Genomic DNA, 21139 nt, shown 5'->3' on the forward strand with positions numbered 1-21139 from the left:
TAAGGGCTGCAAATAACATAGTGCGAAGATGTACCAGATTAATGTAACAGGTGTCATTCATGGAAAAGTCATCGTTCGTGCTATGGTTTAGTTATCATTAAGCTGCCAGACGCTATAATGCAAACCGATGTGGCCTATTTGCTTTACAGTACTGGTAAGAAGATTGAAAATTACTTACGGTCATATTATTAGCACCGCTGTTAGCTAATGTTGACGATTATCTCACCTCAGGAGTCTGAATGTTTACGGTTTACCATTCCAATCAGCTTGATCTGCTGAAAACGCTGACCACCGCGTTGATTGCGGGTAAACCGTTAGCCAATCCTTTTGAAGCAGAAATTATTTTGGTGCAAAGCCACGGCATGGCGCAATGGCTACAGATTGAACTCGCCTCTGAGTTGGGTATCGCAGCCAATATTGAGTTTCCATTGCCGGCTTCGTTTATCTGGCAGATGTTTACCAAAGTGCTGCCGGGGATTCCACAGGAAAGCGCCTTTAGCAAAGATGCCATGACCTGGAAGCTAATGTGGCTGCTGCCTCCTATGCTAGGGTTACCTGAGTTCGCTGCGCTGTCAGGCTATTTGAGTGATGATGAGAACATGCGCAAGCGCCATCAGCTGGCCGGACGGATTGCTGACCTGTTTGACCAGTATTTGGTGTATCGACCAGAATGGCTGCGACGCTGGGAGCAGCATGAATTAGTCGATGGGTTGGATGAATCTCAGGTTTGGCAAGCACCGCTCTGGCGTGCACTGATTGATTATACTGAAGAACTACAACAGCTGGGCTGGCACCGGGCAAACCTTTACCAGCGTTTTATTGATGCATTGAATCGGCCTGATTTCTCGCCTGCTGAGCTTCCTTCCCGGGTATTTATCTGTGGCATATCGGCGCTACCGCCAGTCTATTTGCAGGCGCTACAGGCGTTAGGGCAGCATATTGATATTCACCTGATGTTTACCAATCCTTGTCGTTACTATTGGGGAGATATTCAGGATTACGCTTTTCTGGCTAAGCTTCAGGCGCGTAAACGTCGTCAGGTAGAAAACGGCCATGACGTTGCGCTATTTCGTCAGCCTGAGGGTGCCGATAAGCTGTTTGATGAGTTGGGTAATCAGCAGCTAAGTAACCCGCTGCTGGCTAGTTGGGGAAAGCTGGGGCGGGACAACCTGTATTTGCTGGCTCAGCTGGATAAAATGCAGGAAGTGGATGCTTTTGTTGATATGGAACAAGATAGCCTGCTCCATCGTATTCAACACGATATCCTACAGCTTGATGATCGCGCGCTGATTGTGAACAGCCCTGACTCACCGTTAGACAGCCGGGATAAGCAGCCGCTGGATCCTCAGGATCGTTCCATCAGTACTCATGTTTGCCATAGCGCCCAGCGTGAAGTTGAAGTGCTTTACGATCGGCTATTGGCGATGTTGGATGATGATCCTACCTTAACCCTGCGCGATATTATTGTCATGGTGGCAGATATCGACAACTATACTCCCTATATTGAAGCGGTATTTGGTAATGCTCCGCCAGAGCGCTATTTGCCCTATGCTATTTCTGACCGTAGCGCCAGTCAGGCTCACCCGGTTTTAACCGCATTTTTATCCCTGTTAGATTTACCGGAAAGCCGCTTCACCGCGGAGGATATCCTGACGCTATTGGAAGTGCCGGCTTTAGCCATGCGTTTTCAGATCGATGAGGATGGACTACGTATTTTGCGGCAGTGGGTTGAAGATGCCGGCGTTCGCTGGGGATTAGATGATGATATGGTCAGCGATCTTGGGCTACCGCCTACCGGCCAGCATACCTGGCGGTTTGGCCTGACTCGTATGTTGTTGGGCTATGCCATGGATAGCCAGAGCGGTGATTATCAGGGAATACTGCCTTATGATGAATCCAGCGGGTTGATTGCGGTATTGGCCGGTCAACTGTCTGAGCTGTTAATGCAACTCTCCATTTGGCGTCAACGCCTGATGGAGTCTCACACCCTGACCGAGTGGTTACCGTTTTGTCGTGAGTTAATCGACGCCTTCTTTGTCACCGATTTGGAGACTGAACCGGTGCTGGCGCTAATCGAGCAGCAGTGGCAGAAGCAAATTGGCTTCGGTCTTAACGCCAATTATATTGATGAAGTGCCGCTAACGGTGCTGAAAGATGAACTGGCTGCCCGACTGGATAGTGAACGAATCAGTCAGCGTTTTTTAGCGGGTTCAATCAATTTTTGTACGCTGATGCCCATGCGTTCAATTCCGTTTAAAGTGGTGTGCCTGCTGGGCATGAATGACGGTATTTATCCTCGTACACTGCCGCCGCTCGGCTTTGACTTGATGGCCGCTAAGCCAGTAAAAGGCGATCGCAGCCGGCGGGATGATGACCGTTACCTGTTTCTGGAAGCCCTGTTATCAGCACAGCAGAAGTTATACATCAGCTTTATTGGTCAGTCGATTCAGGACAATAGCCAGCGATATCCGTCGGTATTGGTGACGGAATTGCTGGAGTACATTGCACAAAGTCACGTGTTACCCGGTGATGAATCCAGTGATTTGGAGCAAAGCGCTGCCGCCGTGTATCAACAATTATTGTGTTATCACCCTCGGGTACCCTTCAGTGAGCAGAATTTTGTTAACGGCAGTGAACAGCAGAGTTATGCCAGCGAATGGTTGCCGGCAGCAGGGCGTCAAGGGATCGCCCATGGAGAGTTTAGCGCCATGTTGGAACCGCTGACGCTGAACCGAATTGAACTGGATGACATTCGACGTTTTTATCGCCATCCGGTGCGGGCGTTTTTCCAGCAGCGTTTAAACGTTAGTTTCTCCATGGATGAAACTGAACTACCAGATGAAGAACCGTTTCTGGTGGAAAATCTGCAGCGTTATCAACTGAATATGCTGTTGCTTAATCGTTTGATTGAAGATCAGGACCCGCTTGAGCTCTATAGCCGATCTCGCGCAGCGGGTGAACTACCGTTTGGTGCTTTTGGCGAACTGTTTTGGCAAGGGCAAACCGAGGAAATGACTCAGTTAGCTGAGCGAGTGAAACAACATAAACTGCCTTCTCAAAGCGTTGAGGTTGAAATATCGATTGATGATATCGACGTGAGCGGCTGGCTGCATCAGGTTCAGCCAGATGGCCTGCTGCGCTGGCGTCCGGCTAAATTAACCGTGCTTGATGGCATCAGTTTATGGTTGGATCATTTGATCTATTGTATCAGCGGAGGTCAGGGTGAAAGTCGAATGTATGGGCGAGACGGTTCTGAATGGCGTTTTGCCTGGTTACCTGTTGATGAAGCCAAGAAACATTTTTCATTTTGGCTACAGGGATATATTCACGGTTTAAGCTCACCATTGCTACTATTACCAAAAAGCGCATGGGCCTGGCTGGAAAGTTGCTATGATGCGACGACAGCCCAAATTTGTTGGGATGAAGCCAGCCAACAGAAAGCCAGACAAAAGCTAATTCAGGCATGGCAAGGGAGTCCTCAGCTCCGTGGAGAGGGTGATGACCCTTATCTTATGCGGCTCTTTCGGCTGATGGACGACTCGCGTTATCAGCAAATTATTACCGATAGTGAACCTTATTTATTGGTTCTGATGCAGCGGCGGTTGGAAAAATCTGCTTAAAAAAGTGAACCCCAGACAGCAGGACTGTCCAACAGTGGGTTAGATGGACAGTCGATTAAGAAAAGTTGTGTCTCATCATGTGAGGCAACCGCTATAACGTGGTGTGTATTCGTTATTATTAATCAGTGATGTTATTCAGTTATTCCAGAAGGAAATTCAATGCGTAAGCTGTTTGCCAATGCCATTGGCGCCATATTTATTCTGTCTTGTTGGACGACGACAGCGTTTGCCAGTCAGGGATGGCAGCCGCTACCTGAGAAAATTCAAAAAAGTGAAAAAGATACTCGCGAATATCAGGCGATTAAGTTGGATAACGGCATGACCGTATTGCTGGTGTCAGATAATCTGGCCAGTAAATCTTTGGCGGCGTTAGCATTGCCAGTTGGCTCCCTTGAAGATCCGGATAGCCAGCTTGGTTTGGCGCACTATCTGGAACACATGGTGTTAATGGGATCAAAACGTTATCCCGAACCGGACAGCATTTCTGAATTTCTGAAAAAGCATGGCGGTAGCCATAATGCCAGTACCGCGTCTTATCGCACCGCGTTTTATCTTGAAGTCGAGAACGATGCGCTGGCTCCAGCGGTTGATCGCTTGGCGGATGCCATTGCACAACCGCTGTTGGATCCGGTCTATGCCGATCGTGAACGTAATGCAGTCAATGCCGAACTGACAATGGCGCGTTCTCGTGATGGTATGCGTATGGGGCAAGTGGGTTCGGAAACGTTAAATCCGGCTCACCCGACCTCTCGTTTTTCTGGCGGTAATCTGGAAACGCTAAAAGATAAGCCCGGCAGTAAATTACATGATGAACTGACGGCGTTTTATCATCGTTATTATTCGGCCAACCTGATGGTTGGCGTGCTATATGGTAATCAGTCGATTAACGATTTGGCTAAACTGGCGGCGGAGACGTTTGGTCGTATTGGTAATAACCATGCCAGCGTACCACCGATTACTGTTCCTGCGGCAACGGACAAAGAGAAAGGATTAATTATTCACTATGTCCCTGCTCAGCCAACCAAACAACTGCGTATTGAGTTTCGCATTGACAATAATATTGCCGAATTTCGCAGTAAAACCGACACCTATATCAGCTATCTGATTGGTAACCGTAGTGAAAATACGCTGTCAGATTGGCTGCGTAAACAAGGTTTGGCCGATAGCATCGGTGCTGGCGTAAACCCGGTCATCGATCGCAATGGTGGCGTATTGAGCATTGGCGTTTCGCTGACCGATAAGGGATTGGCTAATCGCGATAAAGTGATTGCTGCGATTTTTGACTACCTGAAAATGATTCGTCATGAAGGCATTCGCCAAGAGTATTTTGATGAAATTGCCCATGTGTTGAATCTGGATTTCCGTTATCCATCCATGACGCGGGATATGGATTATGTCGAGTGGTTATCCGATACCATGCTCAATATCCCGGTACAGAATATTCTGGATTCGGATTATCTGGCGGATCGCTACGATCCCAAAGCGATTGCTGCCCGTTTGGATCAAATGACGCCGCAGGCCGCACGTATTTGGTTTATCAGCCCGAATGAGCCCCACAATAAAACCGCCTATTTTGTTGATGCGCCTTATCAGGTCGATCGTATTAGTGAAAAACAAATCGCGGATTGGGTATCGGAAGAGAAAGGTTTGGATCTGAGTTTACCAAAGCTGAACCCGTATATTCCTGATGATTTTAAACAGATCGCCGAAAATAAAGCCTCGGACGTCGTACCTGCTCTGGTGTTGAATGAACACAACGTGCGCGCCTGGTATGTGCCTAGCCAGTATTTTGCTGATGAACCGAAGGCCAATATTATACTGGCTTTGCGTAACGCTAAGGCTCAAGACTCGGCGCGTAATCAGGTGATGTTTGCCTTAACCGATTATTTAGCGGGGCAGGCTTTAGCGCAAATCAGCTATCAAGCGTCGGTGGGCGGACTGAGTTTCTCCTCTTCTTCTAATAACGGATTGCAGTTTACCGTGAGCGGTTTTACCCAGCGGATACCGCAGTTAACCCAAGCGTTTTTAGAACAATACCGTGGCTTTACCGTGACGGACGACCAGCTTAAGCAGGCTAAATCTTGGTATCAGCAGCAGATGGATGCGGCGGAAAAGGGTAAAGCTTTTGAGCTGGCTCTACAGCCAGTGCGGGCTATCTCTCAGGTTCCCTACAGTGAGCGGGCAGAACGACGTCAACTGATGGCGGGAATTTCCGTTCAGGATATTATTCAATACCGTAATCAACTGCTGGAAAACAGTTCGCCAGAGATGTTTGCGATTGGCAATATGACTCCAGAGCAGGTAAAAGAGCTGGCGCTAAATATTAGTAAACAGCTGGGCTGTCGTGGTCCAGGCTGGTGGCACGGTCAGAATGTTGTGGTTGAGAAAACACAGCAGGCAAACCTGATGAAGCCGGGGAGTAGTACGGACTCTGCTTTAGGCGCCATCTATATTCCGACCGGATATGATGAAGTTCAGGGTATGGCACGCAGTAATCTGCTGAGCCAAATTATTCAACCATGGTTCTATAATCAGCTGAGAACCGAGGAACAACTGGGTTATGCGGTTTTTGCCTTCCCGATGACCGTGGGTCGCCAGTGGGGCGTTGGTTTCTTGCTGCAAAGTAATAATCAGACGCCGGCTTATTTGGAAAAACGCTATCAGAACTTCTATCAGATGGCGGACAAGAAGCTATCTGAGCTGAAGGATGAGGATTTTAATCAGTATCGTCAGGCGCTGATCAATCAATTGGAACAGCGACCACAAACGCTGGATGAAGAAGCGGGCTACTACACGAATGATTTTAATCGTGGCAACGACCGGTTTGATACCCGTAAGAAGGTATTGGAACAGGTGAAAGCCCTGACCCGCAGCGATATCCAGTTATTCTTCAAACAGGCGGTGATGGAGCGTAAAGGTTTATCGGTTCTTTCCCAAATTATGGGGCAGAGCGAACTGAAAACTGACTATGCTAAACCTGAAGGCTGGACCGTGTATAAAGACGCTTCATCGCTACAGAAAACTCTGCCGGTACAGGTTCAGAAGTAATGTCTCAGCAGCCTTTGGCTTTAGATCCGCTATCGCTCCCGCTGTTTGGGGAGCGTTTGATTGAAGCGTCGGCAGGTACGGGAAAAACCTATACTCTGGCGGCGCTCTATTTGCGTTTGCTATTGGGATTAGGGCAAGAGGCTGCTTACCCAAGGCCGTTATCGGTTGAAGAAATTTTGGTGGTGACGTTTACTGAAGCGGCAACGGAAGAATTGCGTAATCGTATTCGGGATAACATCCATCAGCTGCGTATTGCCTGTATCCGCAATGAAAGCCACGATCCATTGCTGAATCAACTATTAGCTGAATTACCCAACAAAGCCACGGCGACGGCTCTGTTATTGGCGGCAGAACGCCAGATGGATGAAGCGGCTATTTTTACCATTCATGGCTTTTGTCAGCGTATGTTGAGCCATAATGCTTTTGAGTCTGGCGTACTGTTTGAGCAGTCACTGATTGAAGATGAGCTTCCCTTACGGCGTCAGGCGGTGGCTGATTTCTGGCGGCGACATTGTTATCCATTACCTTTGCCCGTTGCTCAGGTGATTAGTGCAGAATGGACTGGCCCGGAACGTTTGTTGGCGGATATTACGCCTTACCTACACGGTGAGGCGCCTAAACTGCGCCAGCCCCCTTCGCAGGATGATATTCTGCAACGCCATCAGCAAATTATTGAGCGCATTGAAGCGTTGAAACAGCTTTGGCGAGAGCATGCGGCGGATCTGGAAGCGCTAATTAGCGGCTCCGGGGTGGATAAACGCAGCTATAGTTCCAAAAACTTGCCTAACTGGCTACAGAAAGTGGGCGTGTGGGTAGAGGAAGAGATTCAGGATTATAAACTGCCGAAAGAGTTAAATAACTTTCGTCAGTCGATTCTCGAGCAAAAGACCAAGAAAGGTGAAGTCCCGGTTCATCCGTTATTTACTGCGATAGACCTGCTGTATTCCGAGCCACTCACCTTACGGGATCTGATTCTGGCGAAGGCCTTAAGCGAAGTGCGTCAGTCGGTTCAACAAGAGAAACGTCAGCGGGCGGAAATGGGGTTCGATGACTTACTCAGCCGGTTGGATATGGCATTACAGCGCCCGGAGGCAGAAGCGCTGGCTAATGCCATACGCCAACGCTATCCGGTGGCAATGATTGATGAGTTTCAGGATACCGATCCACAGCAGTACCGTATTTTTCATAAGTTATACGGCGGTCGTCAGGATACCGGTTTATTACTGATTGGTGACCCCAAACAGGCCATCTATGCGTTTCGCGGTGCGGATATTTTTACCTATATGCAGGCGCGTAATCAGGTGAGCAGTCACTACACGATGGAGACCAACTGGCGTTCTTCTGCTCAGATGGTGGATACGGTTAATTGTCTGTTTCAGCGCCTATCCGCGCCATTTATTTTTGAACAAATTCCTTTTCTGACGGTAAAACCGGCGGAGAAAAATCGTTCCTTGAGTTTTGAGTTTGACGGCGTAAATCAACCGGCAATGTCGCTTTGGTTGCAGTCGGGAGAAGGCTCGGGGCAAAGCGAATATCAGCAGGTTATGGCGCGTCGTTGTGCGGCGCAAATCCGCGATTGGCTAACGGCCGGTCAGCAGCAGCGCGGCTGGTTAGTGAGTGCTAAGGAACGTCGCCCGGTAACTGCCGCTGATATTGCTATTCTGGTGCGTACCGGGAAAGAAGCGGCGATAGTTCGTGATGCACTGAGTGCGTTGGCGATACCGTCGGTTTATTTATCCAATCGCGAAAGCGTTTTCACCACGCCAGAAGCCAGAGAGATTTTGTGGTTGCTACAGGCGGTGCTAACGCCGGAAAAAGAGCGAGCGTTACGCAGTGCGTTAGCCAGTAGCTTACTGGGGATGGATGCTCGGCAGATTGATGCCATTAATCAGGATGAGCGCCAGTGGGATGTGCTGGTGGAGGAGTTTAGTGCTTACCGCCAGCTGTGGTTAAAACGCGGCGTACTGCCGATGCTGCGTGAGCTGATGTCTAAGCGTAAGCTGGCAGAAAATCTGTTGGTCACCTTGGGTGGTGAGCGCCGGTTAACCGATATTATGCACATTGGTGAGCTGTTGCAGGAAGCGTCATTAAAGCTGGAAAGCGAGCACTCACTGGTTCGTTGGTTGGCGCAGCAGATTACTCAACCTAACGATCGGGCGGATAGCCAGCAACTGCGTTTGGAAAGCGATCGTAATCTGGTCAAGGTTGTCACCATACATAAATCGAAAGGATTGGAGTATCCGCTGGTCTGGCTACCGTTTATCTGCGGTTTTCGCAAGCAAAGTCAGGGGTTGTATCACGACCGAGAGACATTCTCTGCGGTCTTGGATCTGAGTGAGAGTGAAGAGTCGCAGACGCTGGCTGAAGAAGAGCGGTTAGCGGAAGATTTACGTCTACTGTATGTGGCACTGACGCGCTCGGTTTATCATTGCAGTATTGGCGTAACGCCAATTTATTCCGGTAATCGACGCTTGGGCAATTCTGATTTGCATCATAGTGCTATCGGCTATCTGCTGCAAAAAGGTCAGGCTGGCGATGCCACTTTATTATCAGAGTCGTTACGTGAACTGGTGCAAAACCACGGCATTAAGGTTTACCCCGCCGAGATAGATGATACCGCCCAGTGGCAGGATAGTATTATGCTGCCAGAGACATTGGCGGCTCGTACCTTTAGTGGGCAGCGACAGAATAGCTGGCGCGTTACCAGCTATTCAGGCTTGCAGCAGCAAGGTTCCTCCCATCATTATGAGCTATTACCGCGCTTTGATACTGATGCAGCGGGTGAGAAGGGTAACGCTCAGCTAGATACCATGACGCCTCACTCTTTTCCTAAAGGTGCGGCTCCGGGTACTTTCCTGCATGATTTATTAGAAGAAACCGATTTTTCTCAGCCGATTGATGAGCTAAAGCTGAGCGAGCAAGTATTGTTGCAAGGGCTGGATGAACGATGGACGCCGGTGTTACAGCAGTGGCTGGAAACCATTGTCAGTACGCCGCTGGATGAACAGGGGATCTGCCTGAAGGCTATTGAGGCCAATGCTCGTCAAGCCGAGTTACAGTTTTACTTACCCATTGGCCCTATGTTGCAGGCTGAGAGTTTGGATACGTTAGTGAAACGGTATGACCCGCTGTCAGCCAACTGCCCTGCATTGAACTTCCGTCAGGTTCGGGGCATGTTGAAAGGATTTATCGACCTGGTTTTTTGCTGGCAAGGGCGCTATTACTTGCTGGATTACAAATCCAATTGGTTGGGAGAGAGCGGCGAGTTTTATACTCAGCAGGCTATGGCTAATGCGATGTGTGAACATCGTTACGATCTACAGTATCAACTGTATTCGCTGGCGCTGCACCGCTACTTACGTCATCGCATTGCGAATTATGATTACCAACGCCATTTTGGCGGGGTGTTTTATCTGTTTTTACGCGGTGTTGAACCGAATAAGCCCGGACAGGGTGTTTTTCACTGTCGTCCGGAGTGGGAACTGGTTGATGGACTCGATCGCCTGTTTGCCGGAGAAGGAGAGCCTGATGTTTAGCCTGTTACAGAAAGCGGTTGAGCTTGCCGTTTTTCGTCCGCTGGATATTCAGCTTGCTCGTTTGTTAGCGACGGATGATCCTTGTCTGGCGCTGTTAGTGGCTAAACTCAGCGCACAAGCCGGGGCAGGGCACGTTTGTTTGTCGTTGAGCACCCTTGATGAGCGAAGTTTATTTGATGGACGCCACGGGGAGCTGGCGGCGGAGATTTGGCTTAAGGCGGGTAATCCGCGATTGACCGATCTTATCTCCACCCTTGAACGTTCATCCGCCGTTAGCGATGGCTATCAGCCAACCCCGCTGGTATTACAGGGGGAACGCCTATATTTACAGCGTATGTGGCGTGATGAAGGGCAAATTGCCGCTTTCTTTCTGCGGCAGAGTAATGACGCTGCGGTGAGTTATCCAGAAGGGCTAAAGCAGGCGTTGGACCAGCTCTTTCCATTTGATCCCACAGAGACCGACTGGCAAAAAGTGGCGGCGGCGGTTGCGGCTACCCGGCAATTATCGGTGATTTCTGGTGGACCAGGAACCGGTAAAACTACCACGGTAGCGCGTTTATTGGCGGTATTACTTCAGCTTGCCGGTGAATCCAGACTGCGTATTGCATTAGCGGCACCCACCGGTAAAGCGGCAGCGCGTTTAACGGAATCTTTAGGGCAGGCGATTCAGAGTTTGCCGTTAACGCCTAGCCAGCGCCAACAGATGCCGGTTGAAGCGTCAACGTTACACCGTTTACTTGGGGTGCAACCGAATAGCCGTCACCTGCGACATCATAAAGATAATCCGTTACATCTTGATGTGCTAATTGTTGATGAAGCGTCGATGGTGGATTTACCGATGATGGCACGTCTGATAGCTGCTTTACCTGAACAGGCCCGGTTTATTTTATTGGGCGATCGCGATCAACTGGCATCGGTAGAAGCCGGGGCGGTTTTAGGGGATATTTGTCGCTTTGCTGAACAGGGCTACAGCCAGCAGAGGGCGGAAGAACTGTCGCGGTTGACTGGATATGATATTGCAGCCAGCACATTCCCTCAGGCCGTGGCGATAAGGGACAATTTGTGCCTGTTGAAGAAAAGTTATCGGTTCCATCAACACTCTGGTATTGGTCAATTGGCATTTGCGGTTAACCGAGGGGATGGGCAGGGTGCAATGCAATGCTTTGCTCAGAACTATGCGGATTTAGCTTGGTTGCCGGTGAGCAGCGTGGATGATTATTTACAACTGTTGGAAACCTGTGTTGAAGGTTATCGCGATTATTTAGCTCAGGTAAAGGGCGGCGATCCACAGCAAATTCTGGCATCGTTTAACCGTTTTCGTTTGCTGTGTGCGTTGCGCAGCGGACCTTTTGGTATTGATGGACTCAATACGCGCATCGAACAGATGCTGTTAAGTAAGCGGTTAATTGAGAAATCGACGGAAAGCGGCGGGTTATGGTATCCGGGACGGCCTGTGATGGTTAGCCGAAATGATAGCGCCTTGGGGCTATACAACGGTGATATCGGTATCGCTCTGCGTAACGATGAAGGGGAAATGCGCGTCTGTTTTCAGCTGCCGGATGGTTCGATTAAGGCAGTACAGCCCAGTCGTTTACCCGCTTGTGAAACGGCTTATGTGATGACGGTGCATAAATCTCAGGGCTCGGAGTTTGAGCATACGGTGCTGGTATTACCGGATACGTTTTCACCTTTGCTGAGTCGAGAGCTAGTGTATACCGCCATTACTCGTGCGCGCCAAAAGCTTACGCTATTTGCTAATGAAAATATCCTGCTGTCAGCTATTCTGACGCCAACGGAGCGCCACAGTGGATTAGCGGCTCGGTTAGTTGAGACTGATGGTGTTGAACTATAAGTTATCAATTTCGTCACCCCGGTTTTTACCGGGGTGACGGAGGAGGAGTCGGCTTACTGAATAGCCGCATTCACTTCATCAATCTGTAAGCTCAGGCTTTCCAGACCGCCGCCGGACAGATACCATAAATCTGGTTGCAGATAGACAATTTTTCCCTTGCGGAAGGCATTGGTTTGTTTGATTTTGTCATCTTCCATCAGGCTACGATCGACTTTTCCTTCACCAATGGCTTCGTTCCGGTCGACAATAAAGATAATGTCAGGATTCTTTTCAGCAATATAGTCAGGCGTACCGGCCTGACGGCCATCGGCTAAGTTTTCATCGGCTTTTTTAACGCCGAGCACTTGGTGAATGATAGAAGCGTAGCCGTTAGACGTCGAGGCGGAGAATTTTCCATTGTAATGCACTAGTACCATGGCTTTTTGCCCGGATGCTTCCGCTTGTTTTCTCAGTTCAGTAATTTTTTTATCTAATACGGCTAATCCGTTGTCGGCCTCGGCTGTTTTATCGAAAATCTGGCCGATGGTCAGGACATTTTTCTTAAAGGAATCCAGATAAACACCATTGTTAATACTGAGGTTAATGGTTGGCGCAATGGTGGCAAGTTCATCATAGGATTTTCCCTGACGACCGGTAATAACGATTAATTCTGGCTTTAAATCACGGATGGCCTGCATGTCCGGCTGCTTCATATTGCCGGCATTGGCGACCTTATCGTTGTTATATTGGGATAAATAACTGGGGATATTTTTCTTAGGTAACCCGGCTACGGTGGTGATACCCAGCGCATGCATCGTATCCAACGTGCCAAAGTCGAAGATAACCGGGTTAGTTGGGTTTTGATTGACCTCGGTGGTGCCTTGAGTATGGTGGACTGATACGGTTTTGGGTGACGTTTTAGCAGCCGGAGCGGCCGTCACTTGGGTGGTTTCAGGTACGGCGGTTGCCGTGTCAGAGGTTTTCTGATCGCAGCCCGCTAATGCCGTTGCCAGTGTTGTTACGGCCAGAATAGATAAGATATGTTTCATGGCATCGCCTTTTGATGAGTAGAGTGGGTGATTGATTTTATTAGCGAAGTTTACTTGAGTTAATTCACCTCTTCAATGTAAATGATTATTGTTATCATTGATTGGGTTGGTGATCGCAGAGTTTTATCTTGGTGTGTTTGCCATATTGGGCGGATTTACCCAGACGGAATGCGGTTAAAGGGGGCGAATGATGTTTATAAGAAGTGATGTTCGGTGAGAAAACAACAGCGCCTTATAGTGATTGAGGCGCTGTTGTTAATTAGTATGAGTGGGAAAAGCCGGGTGTCAGGCGTCGGCTTCACTCAGTGGCCATGATTCAAATAGATAGCCATCAAAATTAATATCATCGACATCAGAAAACTCCAGTAAACGGAGCTTCACATTTTCCAGATGTTGCCACATGGCCAGTTTGGCAGCTTTAGCATCTCTTTTAATCAGCGTGGCCAGAATTTGTTTATGGTCAGAGAGCCAGTCTTTACGATAGTGAGTATTTTCCAGACGGCTATGCAGCTGGATCCACATCGGATTATTTTCACGCCACTGCCAGGACTGTTTAAATAGCTCGACCAACATACTATTGTGGGTCGCTTCAGCGATGGCAAGGTGGAATAGCATATCACCGCTTTCTTTATCATCGGATACCAGTTCTTGCTCTTCAACTTGTAGCGCCTGGCGCATTTTTACAATATCTTCTCGCGTGACCTGAAGAGCAGCGAACTCGGCAATGTTACTTTCCAGCAGTTGACGAGCCTGAAGCAGCTCAAAGGGGCCAGCATCATTACATTGATTGGTTGCTGATGCGTCGCTGGCGGAATCCTGAGGAGTATTAATGACAAAAATACCTGAACCGCGCCTCACCTCAACTAACTTTTCAATTTCCAGCATGATCAATGCCTCACGTACAACTGTACGGGAGACGTTCAGCATTTCAGCTATTTCACGCTCAGGAGGAAGACGTTTACCAATCGCATACTGCTTCTGAGCAATCATGCGACGTAGCATCAGTCCAACTTCTTGATAGGGCCGTTGTTGAGAAGATTGTTGTTTCATGATGGTGTGTCAGTTCTCATCGATTGACTGGTATAAAACCGAAAAACATAACTATTATGCCAAATTATAACATAACTGGTCAGCCAACTATATCTGAAAACAGCCACGGGCATAAAATGTCCTCTTCAGACTAAGACAGGAAATTGGCTGATTATTCTAATTTAGTGCCGAAGACCAAGCTATTTGGTCTGGCTGATCGCGGTTATAACCCGTTTACTTGATAAAGCGACACAGTATTCGCTTTCATTGTGCATTTTAACCCAACCAATCCTTATGAACTGTCAACCATACTTGTAAATTGGTTAACCAGATCACAGATTGATCATGCCTTTGGTTTACCTAATTGATTTGCGTGATCGCGATCAATTTTTTCCTGATTTTACTCATTCACCATGTCAACTTGGCGCAATGGGGCATTTATTAATGAATTACATCACCAAGACCATTGAGCGCAGATAACCATTGGAAGGCCATTTATTTTTTTTGGTCAACCTATTTGATGATGTTTCCGATACTTCTTGTTCTAAGCAATTAGGCTTAAGCGATAGGTATAGTGATGAACAGAGGCTTTTTCATGAAAATGACAAGATTAAGATGGTGGATTATTGGCCTGGTTTGTATGGGCACAATTGTAAACTATCTTTCACGTAGCTCATTGAGCGTTGCCGCTCCGGCAATGATGCAAGAATTAAACTTTAATGAACAACAATATTCTTGGGTCGTGAGTGCATTCCAACTTTGTTATACCGTTGCTCAACCGATTGTCGGTTATTTGCTGGATGTTATTGGTCTAAAAATAGGTTTCTTCATTTTTGCACTGCTATGGTCGCTGATTAATATGGCCCATGCTTTGGCCGGTGGCTGGGTCAGTCTGGCGTTTCTGCGTGGTTTAATGGGGCTGACTGAGGCCTCTGCGATTCCGGCCGGTATCAAAGCCAGTGCTGAGTGGTTCCCAACTAAAGAACGCGGTATTGCCGGCGGTTTATTTAATATCGGTACCTCGATTGGTGCAATGTTAGCACCACCTCTGGTTGTGTGGGCGATGCTGACGTTTGCAGACCAAGGGCTTGGCACCGAGATGGCGTTTATCATCACCGGCGGTATCGGTATCTTGTTCGCTATTACCTGGTTCCTTATTTATAACTCGCCGAATAAACATCCGTGGATTACCCAAAAAGAGCTGCGCTATATTGAAGATGGGCAGGAAAGTTATCTACAGGATGATAATAAAAAGCCTTCGGTAAAAGAGATTATCAAACAGCGTAACTTTTGGGGATTAGCGATCGCTCGTTTTCTGGCGGATCCGGCTTGGGGAACATTAAGTTTCTGGATGCCATTATATCTGATCAACGTGATGCATTTACCATTGAAAGAGATCGCAATGTTTGCCTGGTTACCGTTTCTGGCGGCCGACTTTGGTTGCGTTGCCGGCGGTTTTCTTGCCAAGTTCTTCATGGAAAAACTGAAGATGACCACCATCAATGCTCGCCGAGCTAGCTTTACCATCGGTGCGGTTTTGATGATTTCCATTGGTTTTGTCAGCATGGTGTCGAATCCGTATATCGCGATCGCGTTAATGAGCCTGGGCGGGTTTGCCCACCAAACGCTGTCTACCGTAGTAATTACGATGTCGGCTGACTTATTCAAGAAGAATGAAGTGGCGACCGTCGCCGGACTGGCTGGTTCTGCTGCATGGTTAGGGCAATTGACCTTTAACCTATTTATGGGGGCATTAGTGACGGTTATTGGTTACGGCCCGTTTTTCATCGCGTTGAGTCTGTTTGATATTATTGGTGCGATTGTTCTCTGGACCTTAATTAAGGATCCGGCGAAAGATGCTAAAAATAGCACAACCGGAGAGGCGGCTTTAGCCAACTCATAATAGAAAAATAAGCGTTTGCTGGATTTGTTCTGAAGCCGTAGCCAACTAATGTTGGCTACGGCTTCAGTGTGTGCGGCGTATTCTGATTAAACTTGTGAGACCAGAATTTTTGAACGGCGCTGATAGTTATACATTGCCTGCTTTTTCAGCGGCAGATCATCAATATCCGCGGGCATAAAGCCGCGTTCCTGAAACCAATGAATACTGTGGGTGGTTAATACAAACAGTTTCTCTAGTCCCATCAGACGGGCTTGAGTACTGATTTTCTCCAGCAGAATTTCACCGCGCAGTGAACTGCGATACTCCGGATGGACGGCGACGCAGGCCATTTCACCAATTCTCTCTTCGGTAAAGGGGTAGAGGGCTGCGCAGGCAATGGTCATATTATCGCGTTCGATAATAGTGAATTTATCAATTTCCATTTCCAATTGTTCACGGGAACGGCGCACTAAAATTCCTTGTTGTTCCAGCGGGCGAATGAGCTCCAGAATACCGCCAATGTCATGAATGGTGGCTCGGCGAACCTGCTCGGCACTTTCCATGACTATCTGGGTGCCAATACCATCGCGGGAGAACAGCTCCTGTAGTAATGCGCCACTGTCTTGATAGCTAATGAGATGACAACGGCGAACACCGCTGCGGCAAGCTTTGACCGCACCGCGCAGAAAGCGCACGGTACCGGAGTTATAGTCGCCACTGGCCTCATAATACTCTAGGTATTTTTGCGCGTCGTTAGGGAATAGCTCAGGCAGGATCTTGCCCTTTTCGTCTTCGACTCCCTGAGAGGAACAGAAACCGATAATTTTCTCAGCCTTAAGTTTAATCGCTAACTGTGTGGCGAGTTCTTCTGAGGTTAAATTAAAGCTTTCACCAGTGACCGAAACCGCAACGGGCCCCAACAAAACAATGGCACCGCTGTTTAACTGATGATGGATGGCGTCTTCATCGATGCGCCGAATGCGACCGCTATGACAGTAATCAATGCCGTCATCGATACCCAGCGGTTGCGAAATCACAAAGTTGCCGCTGACCACATTAATATGCGCCCCTTGCAGTGGCGTATTATTCAGGCTCATGGACAGGCGAGCGGTAATATCCAACTGAAGCAGACCGGCGGCTTGTTTTACCAACTCCAGCGATTCCGCATCGGTAACGCGAGTATGTTTATGGTAGATCGGCGGCTTGTTATGCAATGCCAGATTGGCATCAATTTGTGGTCTGGCACCATAAACCACCACGAGCTGAATGCCCAGACTGTGCAGCAGGCCGATATCACTGATGATATTACCAAAGTTTTCATGCTCGATGGCTTCACCACCCAGCATGATGACAAACGTTTTGCCCCGATGAGCATTAATATAAGGAACTGAATGGCGGATGCCTTCCACCAGCTCAGTAGTACGTTCCTTCATGATAAAACCTCGTTGCATAAAAATTCGTATTTTTTGTATTTTTATTCTATTTAGTGTCATCTGGCAAGCAGAATATTTAAACAAACTCGGTTTTTTATTGGTTGATGATCATAATGCTCTGGATTGTTTTGAGCGTTTGTCGCTAATTTGGGGGGGAAATGTCAGTTTTCTGATTTTTTCGCCTCAGATCTAGGCAAAAAAGCAGATAATATACAGGTTAAGCGTGACAGAACGGTCTCTCTTCGGTAGAGTTTTACGCCAGCTTTATTTTGTTTATATTTTGTAGTTCGTTTTATGTCGGAGAATCATGTCTAGCTCTAAACCTAATTACTTACGCCGTCGTTTATTACAGGGTGCTGCTGCAACCTGGTTATTGAGCGTGAGTGGTGTTGGCATGGCGGCGTCATTAACAAGTGTTATTGCGGTGCGTGTGTGGCCCTCTTCGACCTATACTCGGGTAACGCTGGAATCCAGTGCCCCTTTGAAATATAAACAGTTTGCTTTAACTAATCCCAATCGAATTGTTATCGATATTGAAAATGTTCATTTAAACAGTGTGTTAAAGAGCATTGCTGGTCAGGTGCAAAACAGTGACCCTTATTTGAAGCTGGCGCGCATCGGGCAGTTTGATAAGAATACTGTGCGTTTAGTGTTAGAGCTTAAGCAGAATATTAATCCGAACCTATTCACTCTGAAACCGATTGCGGAATTCAAAAACCGTCTGGTGGTCGATCTGTATCCGGCTAACGGCGGTTCTTCTGAGCCAGACGATCCGCTGTTGGCGTTGTTAAAAGAGTATAATCAGGGCGCGCTGGAGCAGGATCAGCGGGCAGATGTACCCCAAACCGGCAAAGTTGGCCGCGATCGTCCACTGGTGATTATGTTGGATCCTGGTCATGGTGGGGAAGATCCTGGGGCGATTGGTAAAAGGGGAACTCGGGAAAAAGATATTGTGCTGCAAATTGCTCGTCGGTTGCGCACCTTAATCCAGAAAGAACCCGGTATGAAAGCCTATATGACGCGTAATGAAGACGTATTTATTCCGTTAAAGGTACGAGTTGCTAAGGCGCGCAAACAGCGCGCCGATCTGTTTATTTCTATTCATGCGGATGCGTTCAGCAATCGATCAGCTCATGGTTCATCTATTTTTGCGCTGTCGACTAAAAAGGCGACCAGTAGCGCAGCACAGTTTTTAGCCCAAACCCAGAACGAAGCGGATAAAATTGGCGGCGTCAGTAAGAGCGGCGATCGCTATCTTGACCATACAATTTTTGATTTAGTACAAACCGCGACGATTAGCAGCAGCCTTAAATTTGGTAAAGAAGTGCTCGGTCGTATGGGGCGGGTGAATAAATTACATAAGAATAAGGTTGAGCAAGCGGGATTCGCAGTGTTAAAAGCGCCAGATATCCCCTCTATTTTGATTGAAACCGCCTTTATTTCTAATCTGGAAGAAGAGCGTAAGTTGAGAACGGCAAGGTTCCAGCAGCAAATAGCTGAATCCGTTTTTGCCGGGATCAAAGCGTATTTCTCGACCATCAAGTTTTAGCTAACGAGTGTCACCCCGTAGCCATTATTGGCGCGTTTAACGTTATTAGGCGCAAATCATTTAAATGAAGCGGGTTTCCCTGTTCTATCTAGAAAACATCCCAGTTTACTTGTTCTGACAAGTCGGCTGGGATGGCGTTTAACGATCAATTTACGGTATATCAGCGACTTTTTCTGCCTTGGCTGCTTAACTGTTGTTTTTGACGATACAACATTAACCTTTCCAGCGTGACGGCCACTAGGGTACCTAAAATCAGCCCATTACTCAGTAGTGAAGTGACTAAAGGTGATAAACCAGCAAAGGCGGTGGCGGGTAAAAACATGGCGCTAATACCCACAAACCATCCAGCCGCGACACTATGGTTACGTATGCCTTTATCTTCTACGCTATCAAACTGCGTCAGTGCAATCATAATGATACCTAAGCCAAAGGACGGGATAAGCGCAGCATAGCCTACCGCGGGTGGTAAGGCCGCGAAGAATGAAGTAACGATAGGGGATAGGCTGATTAATATTATGAGTAAGTTTCCGCAGATAAAAGGCAGCAACTGAGTAAAACGCGTTTGCGCGATAAAAGCAGCGGAACCGGAAATCGGCACTGGGCCAATAGCACCGAAGGTGCCTGAAAGCAGGTGAATAATACCGGAAACAATGCTGGTTTTATTTAAGCGGTCTTCAACCGGCAGTTCAAACTTCTGGAAAACCGTTTGCACGACTTTAACACTGGCCATTAAGTTAGTGAGTAACAGAATTGTCAGCAGGAATACGTTAACTATCATGCCATGCTCAAGGCGAGGAGTGCCAAAGGGGAAGATCGCCGGTAGCTTAATGGCGCTGGTTACCGGTGTAATCGGGTTGGCATAACCAAACAGGTAAAACAGAATCCAGCCGCTAATGATGGAAACCAGCGTCGCGTAAGTGCTAATTTGTTTGATTTTGATACAGATATAGGCAATAGCAACGGTGGCGATAGAGAGTAAGGTTATCGTTGGATTAATGGCGGTGGACTCTTTACTAATACCCATCATGCCTTTTAAGAAGGTACCGGAGAGCTGGACTACCAAAAGAATCAGGTAAACGCCCATCACCGTCGGGGTAAATAGTTTGGCGATTTTATTCACTACGCCTAAAAGAGAAAGCAGTATAAAAATACAGCCGCTTAAAATAAAGCTGAATTCCATAACGCGCAGGGTTTCATTATGTGAGCCAAACAAGACGGAACCAATACCGGCATAAAGGGCGAAAACGCCCCACCAAATCCCTGCTGGCCCTTCTATGATCGGCAATTTATGCCCAAATAGCGCTTGTAATATACCCGCGACACCTAAAATAAATAGCGTGCGTGAGACAAATTCAATGATGGCATCGGGCGTTAAGCCAAATGTACTGGCAATGGATACTGGGATAACAACGCTGCCCATCAGTATATAAAGCATCCATTGCAGCGATGCTAAAATAAATTTCATAGTGATCTCCTGAGACTGGTTCCGCATTATAAAGCAAATAAGCTGACATGTTGTTTAATCGCGGTATGTCTGAGCATCGATATGGGCAGTTTAAAGGGGAATGAGTAGTGAGTATTACCATGAGGGACACTGCTGGAGATATCATTAACTGAGAAACGATATTGATTTTTTATTCAGCGGTAGTGTTTAGGCCAGATAGGCAAAAGCTGATTCAACCATAGATTGCTGAATCAGCCTTTATCAGGATTGACAGGATTAAACGCTAATCAACAATAAACAGACGTGCGCCTGTCTCAGTATAGGATTGGTGCTCTTCTGCATTATCACCAACCTGATAGCTCATACCGGGTTTGAGGACAAATATACGGCCATCTTCCAGCGTGGTTTCCAACTCGCCCTCGATACAAAATAAGACATGGCCCTTTTTACACCAGTGATCGGCAAGATAACCCGCAGTATATTCAACCATCCGCACCCGGATAGGATTTTGCGGGTCGCCAAAAAATCGAGTTTGCCAGTAGGCCATGCCGGTTTCACCGCTATGTTCGGTTTTTTCTACATCTTGCCAGTCGGTGAGGCTAAAGGGAAAAGGTGTCATTTTCATAGAGTTACCTGAATAATCTTAATTTCAATGCGTTGTAATTAAGCATAGCAGGGATATTTTCCCTGACGGCAGTGGTCAGTATTGTTTTTCGGT

At 47.6% G+C, this 21139-nt stretch carries 11 protein-coding genes; 6 read left to right on the forward strand and 5 right to left on the reverse strand.

What is annotated here, in order from left to right; genetic code table 11:
- Positions 1-239: 239 nt before the first annotated feature.
- The 4 genes from recC to recD all read left to right on the forward strand — a co-directional run bounded on the left by recC (position 240) and on the right by recD (position 12056).
- Positions 240-3620: an exodeoxyribonuclease V subunit gamma gene (recC, locus tag BMZ28_RS07200; protein WP_074821919.1), complete on the forward strand. Its 3381-nt coding sequence runs from the start codon at positions 240-242 to the stop codon at positions 3618-3620.
- A 159-nt stretch (positions 3621-3779) separates the two neighbouring features.
- Positions 3780-6668, forward strand: coding sequence for a pitrilysin (gene ptrA, locus BMZ28_RS07205; RefSeq protein ID WP_074821922.1), 2889 nt, complete (start codon positions 3780-3782; stop codon positions 6666-6668).
- On the forward strand, positions 6668-10204 hold the full coding sequence (gene recB, locus BMZ28_RS07210; protein WP_074821925.1) for an exodeoxyribonuclease V subunit beta: 3537 nt from the start codon (positions 6668-6670) through the stop codon (positions 10202-10204). The genes ptrA and recB overlap by 1 nt, the downstream gene beginning before the upstream one ends.
- Positions 10197-12056 (forward strand): exodeoxyribonuclease V subunit alpha, encoded by a 1860-nt coding sequence (gene recD, locus BMZ28_RS07215; RefSeq protein ID WP_074821928.1) that lies wholly within the window; start codon positions 10197-10199, stop codon positions 12054-12056. The genes recB and recD overlap by 8 nt, the downstream gene beginning before the upstream one ends.
- Before the next feature lie 53 nt (positions 12057-12109).
- On the opposite strand, the gene BMZ28_RS07220 is transcribed toward recD, so the two are convergent.
- Both BMZ28_RS07220 and uxuR read right to left on the reverse strand, forming a co-directional pair.
- Positions 12110-13084, reverse strand: a complete 975-nt coding sequence (locus BMZ28_RS07220; RefSeq protein WP_074821931.1) for a siderophore ABC transporter substrate-binding protein — start codon at positions 13082-13084, stop codon at positions 12110-12112.
- 285 nt (positions 13085-13369) lie between these two features.
- Positions 13370-14134: a Uxu operon transcriptional regulator gene (gene uxuR / locus BMZ28_RS07225; protein WP_047781808.1), complete on the reverse strand. Its 765-nt coding sequence runs from the start codon at positions 14132-14134 to the stop codon at positions 13370-13372.
- Between the two features lie 574 nt (positions 14135-14708).
- On the opposite strand from uxuR, the gene BMZ28_RS07230 reads away from it, so the two are divergent.
- Entirely contained in the window at positions 14709-16016 is a 1308-nt protein-coding gene (locus tag BMZ28_RS07230) for an MFS transporter (protein ID WP_047781807.1), read from the forward strand.
- Between the two features lie 86 nt (positions 16017-16102).
- Here the strand turns inward: BMZ28_RS07230 and argA are convergent, their stop codons facing one another.
- The gene (argA, locus tag BMZ28_RS07235; protein WP_164720483.1) at positions 16103-17431 is read right to left on the reverse strand and encodes an amino-acid N-acetyltransferase; all 1329 of its coding nucleotides are present in this window, start codon (positions 17429-17431) and stop codon (positions 16103-16105) included.
- A gap of 304 nt (positions 17432-17735) precedes the next feature.
- On the opposite strand from argA, the gene amiC reads away from it, so the two are divergent.
- Complete coding sequence (gene amiC / locus BMZ28_RS07245; protein ID WP_047781804.1) at positions 17736-18977, forward strand: N-acetylmuramoyl-L-alanine amidase AmiC; 1242 nt, start codon at positions 17736-17738, stop codon at positions 18975-18977.
- 160 nt (positions 18978-19137) lie between these two features.
- Here the strand turns inward: amiC and BMZ28_RS07250 are convergent, their stop codons facing one another.
- Both BMZ28_RS07250 and BMZ28_RS07255 read right to left on the reverse strand, forming a co-directional pair.
- Entirely contained in the window at positions 19138-20442 is a 1305-nt protein-coding gene (locus BMZ28_RS07250) for a purine/pyrimidine permease (RefSeq protein ID WP_074821940.1), read from the reverse strand.
- Positions 20443-20704: 262 nt separating this feature from the next.
- Positions 20705-21046 carry a DHCW motif cupin fold protein gene (locus tag BMZ28_RS07255; RefSeq protein WP_047781802.1) on the reverse strand — a complete coding sequence of 114 codons (342 nt, stop codon included), beginning with the start codon at positions 21044-21046 and terminating at the stop codon, positions 20705-20707.
- Positions 21047-21139 lie beyond the last annotated feature (93 nt).

Origin of the sequence: Pragia fontium DSM 5563 = ATCC 49100, from assembly GCF_900112475.1 — a bacterium.
Classification (GTDB): Bacteria; Pseudomonadota; Gammaproteobacteria; order Enterobacterales; family Enterobacteriaceae; genus Pragia; species Pragia fontium.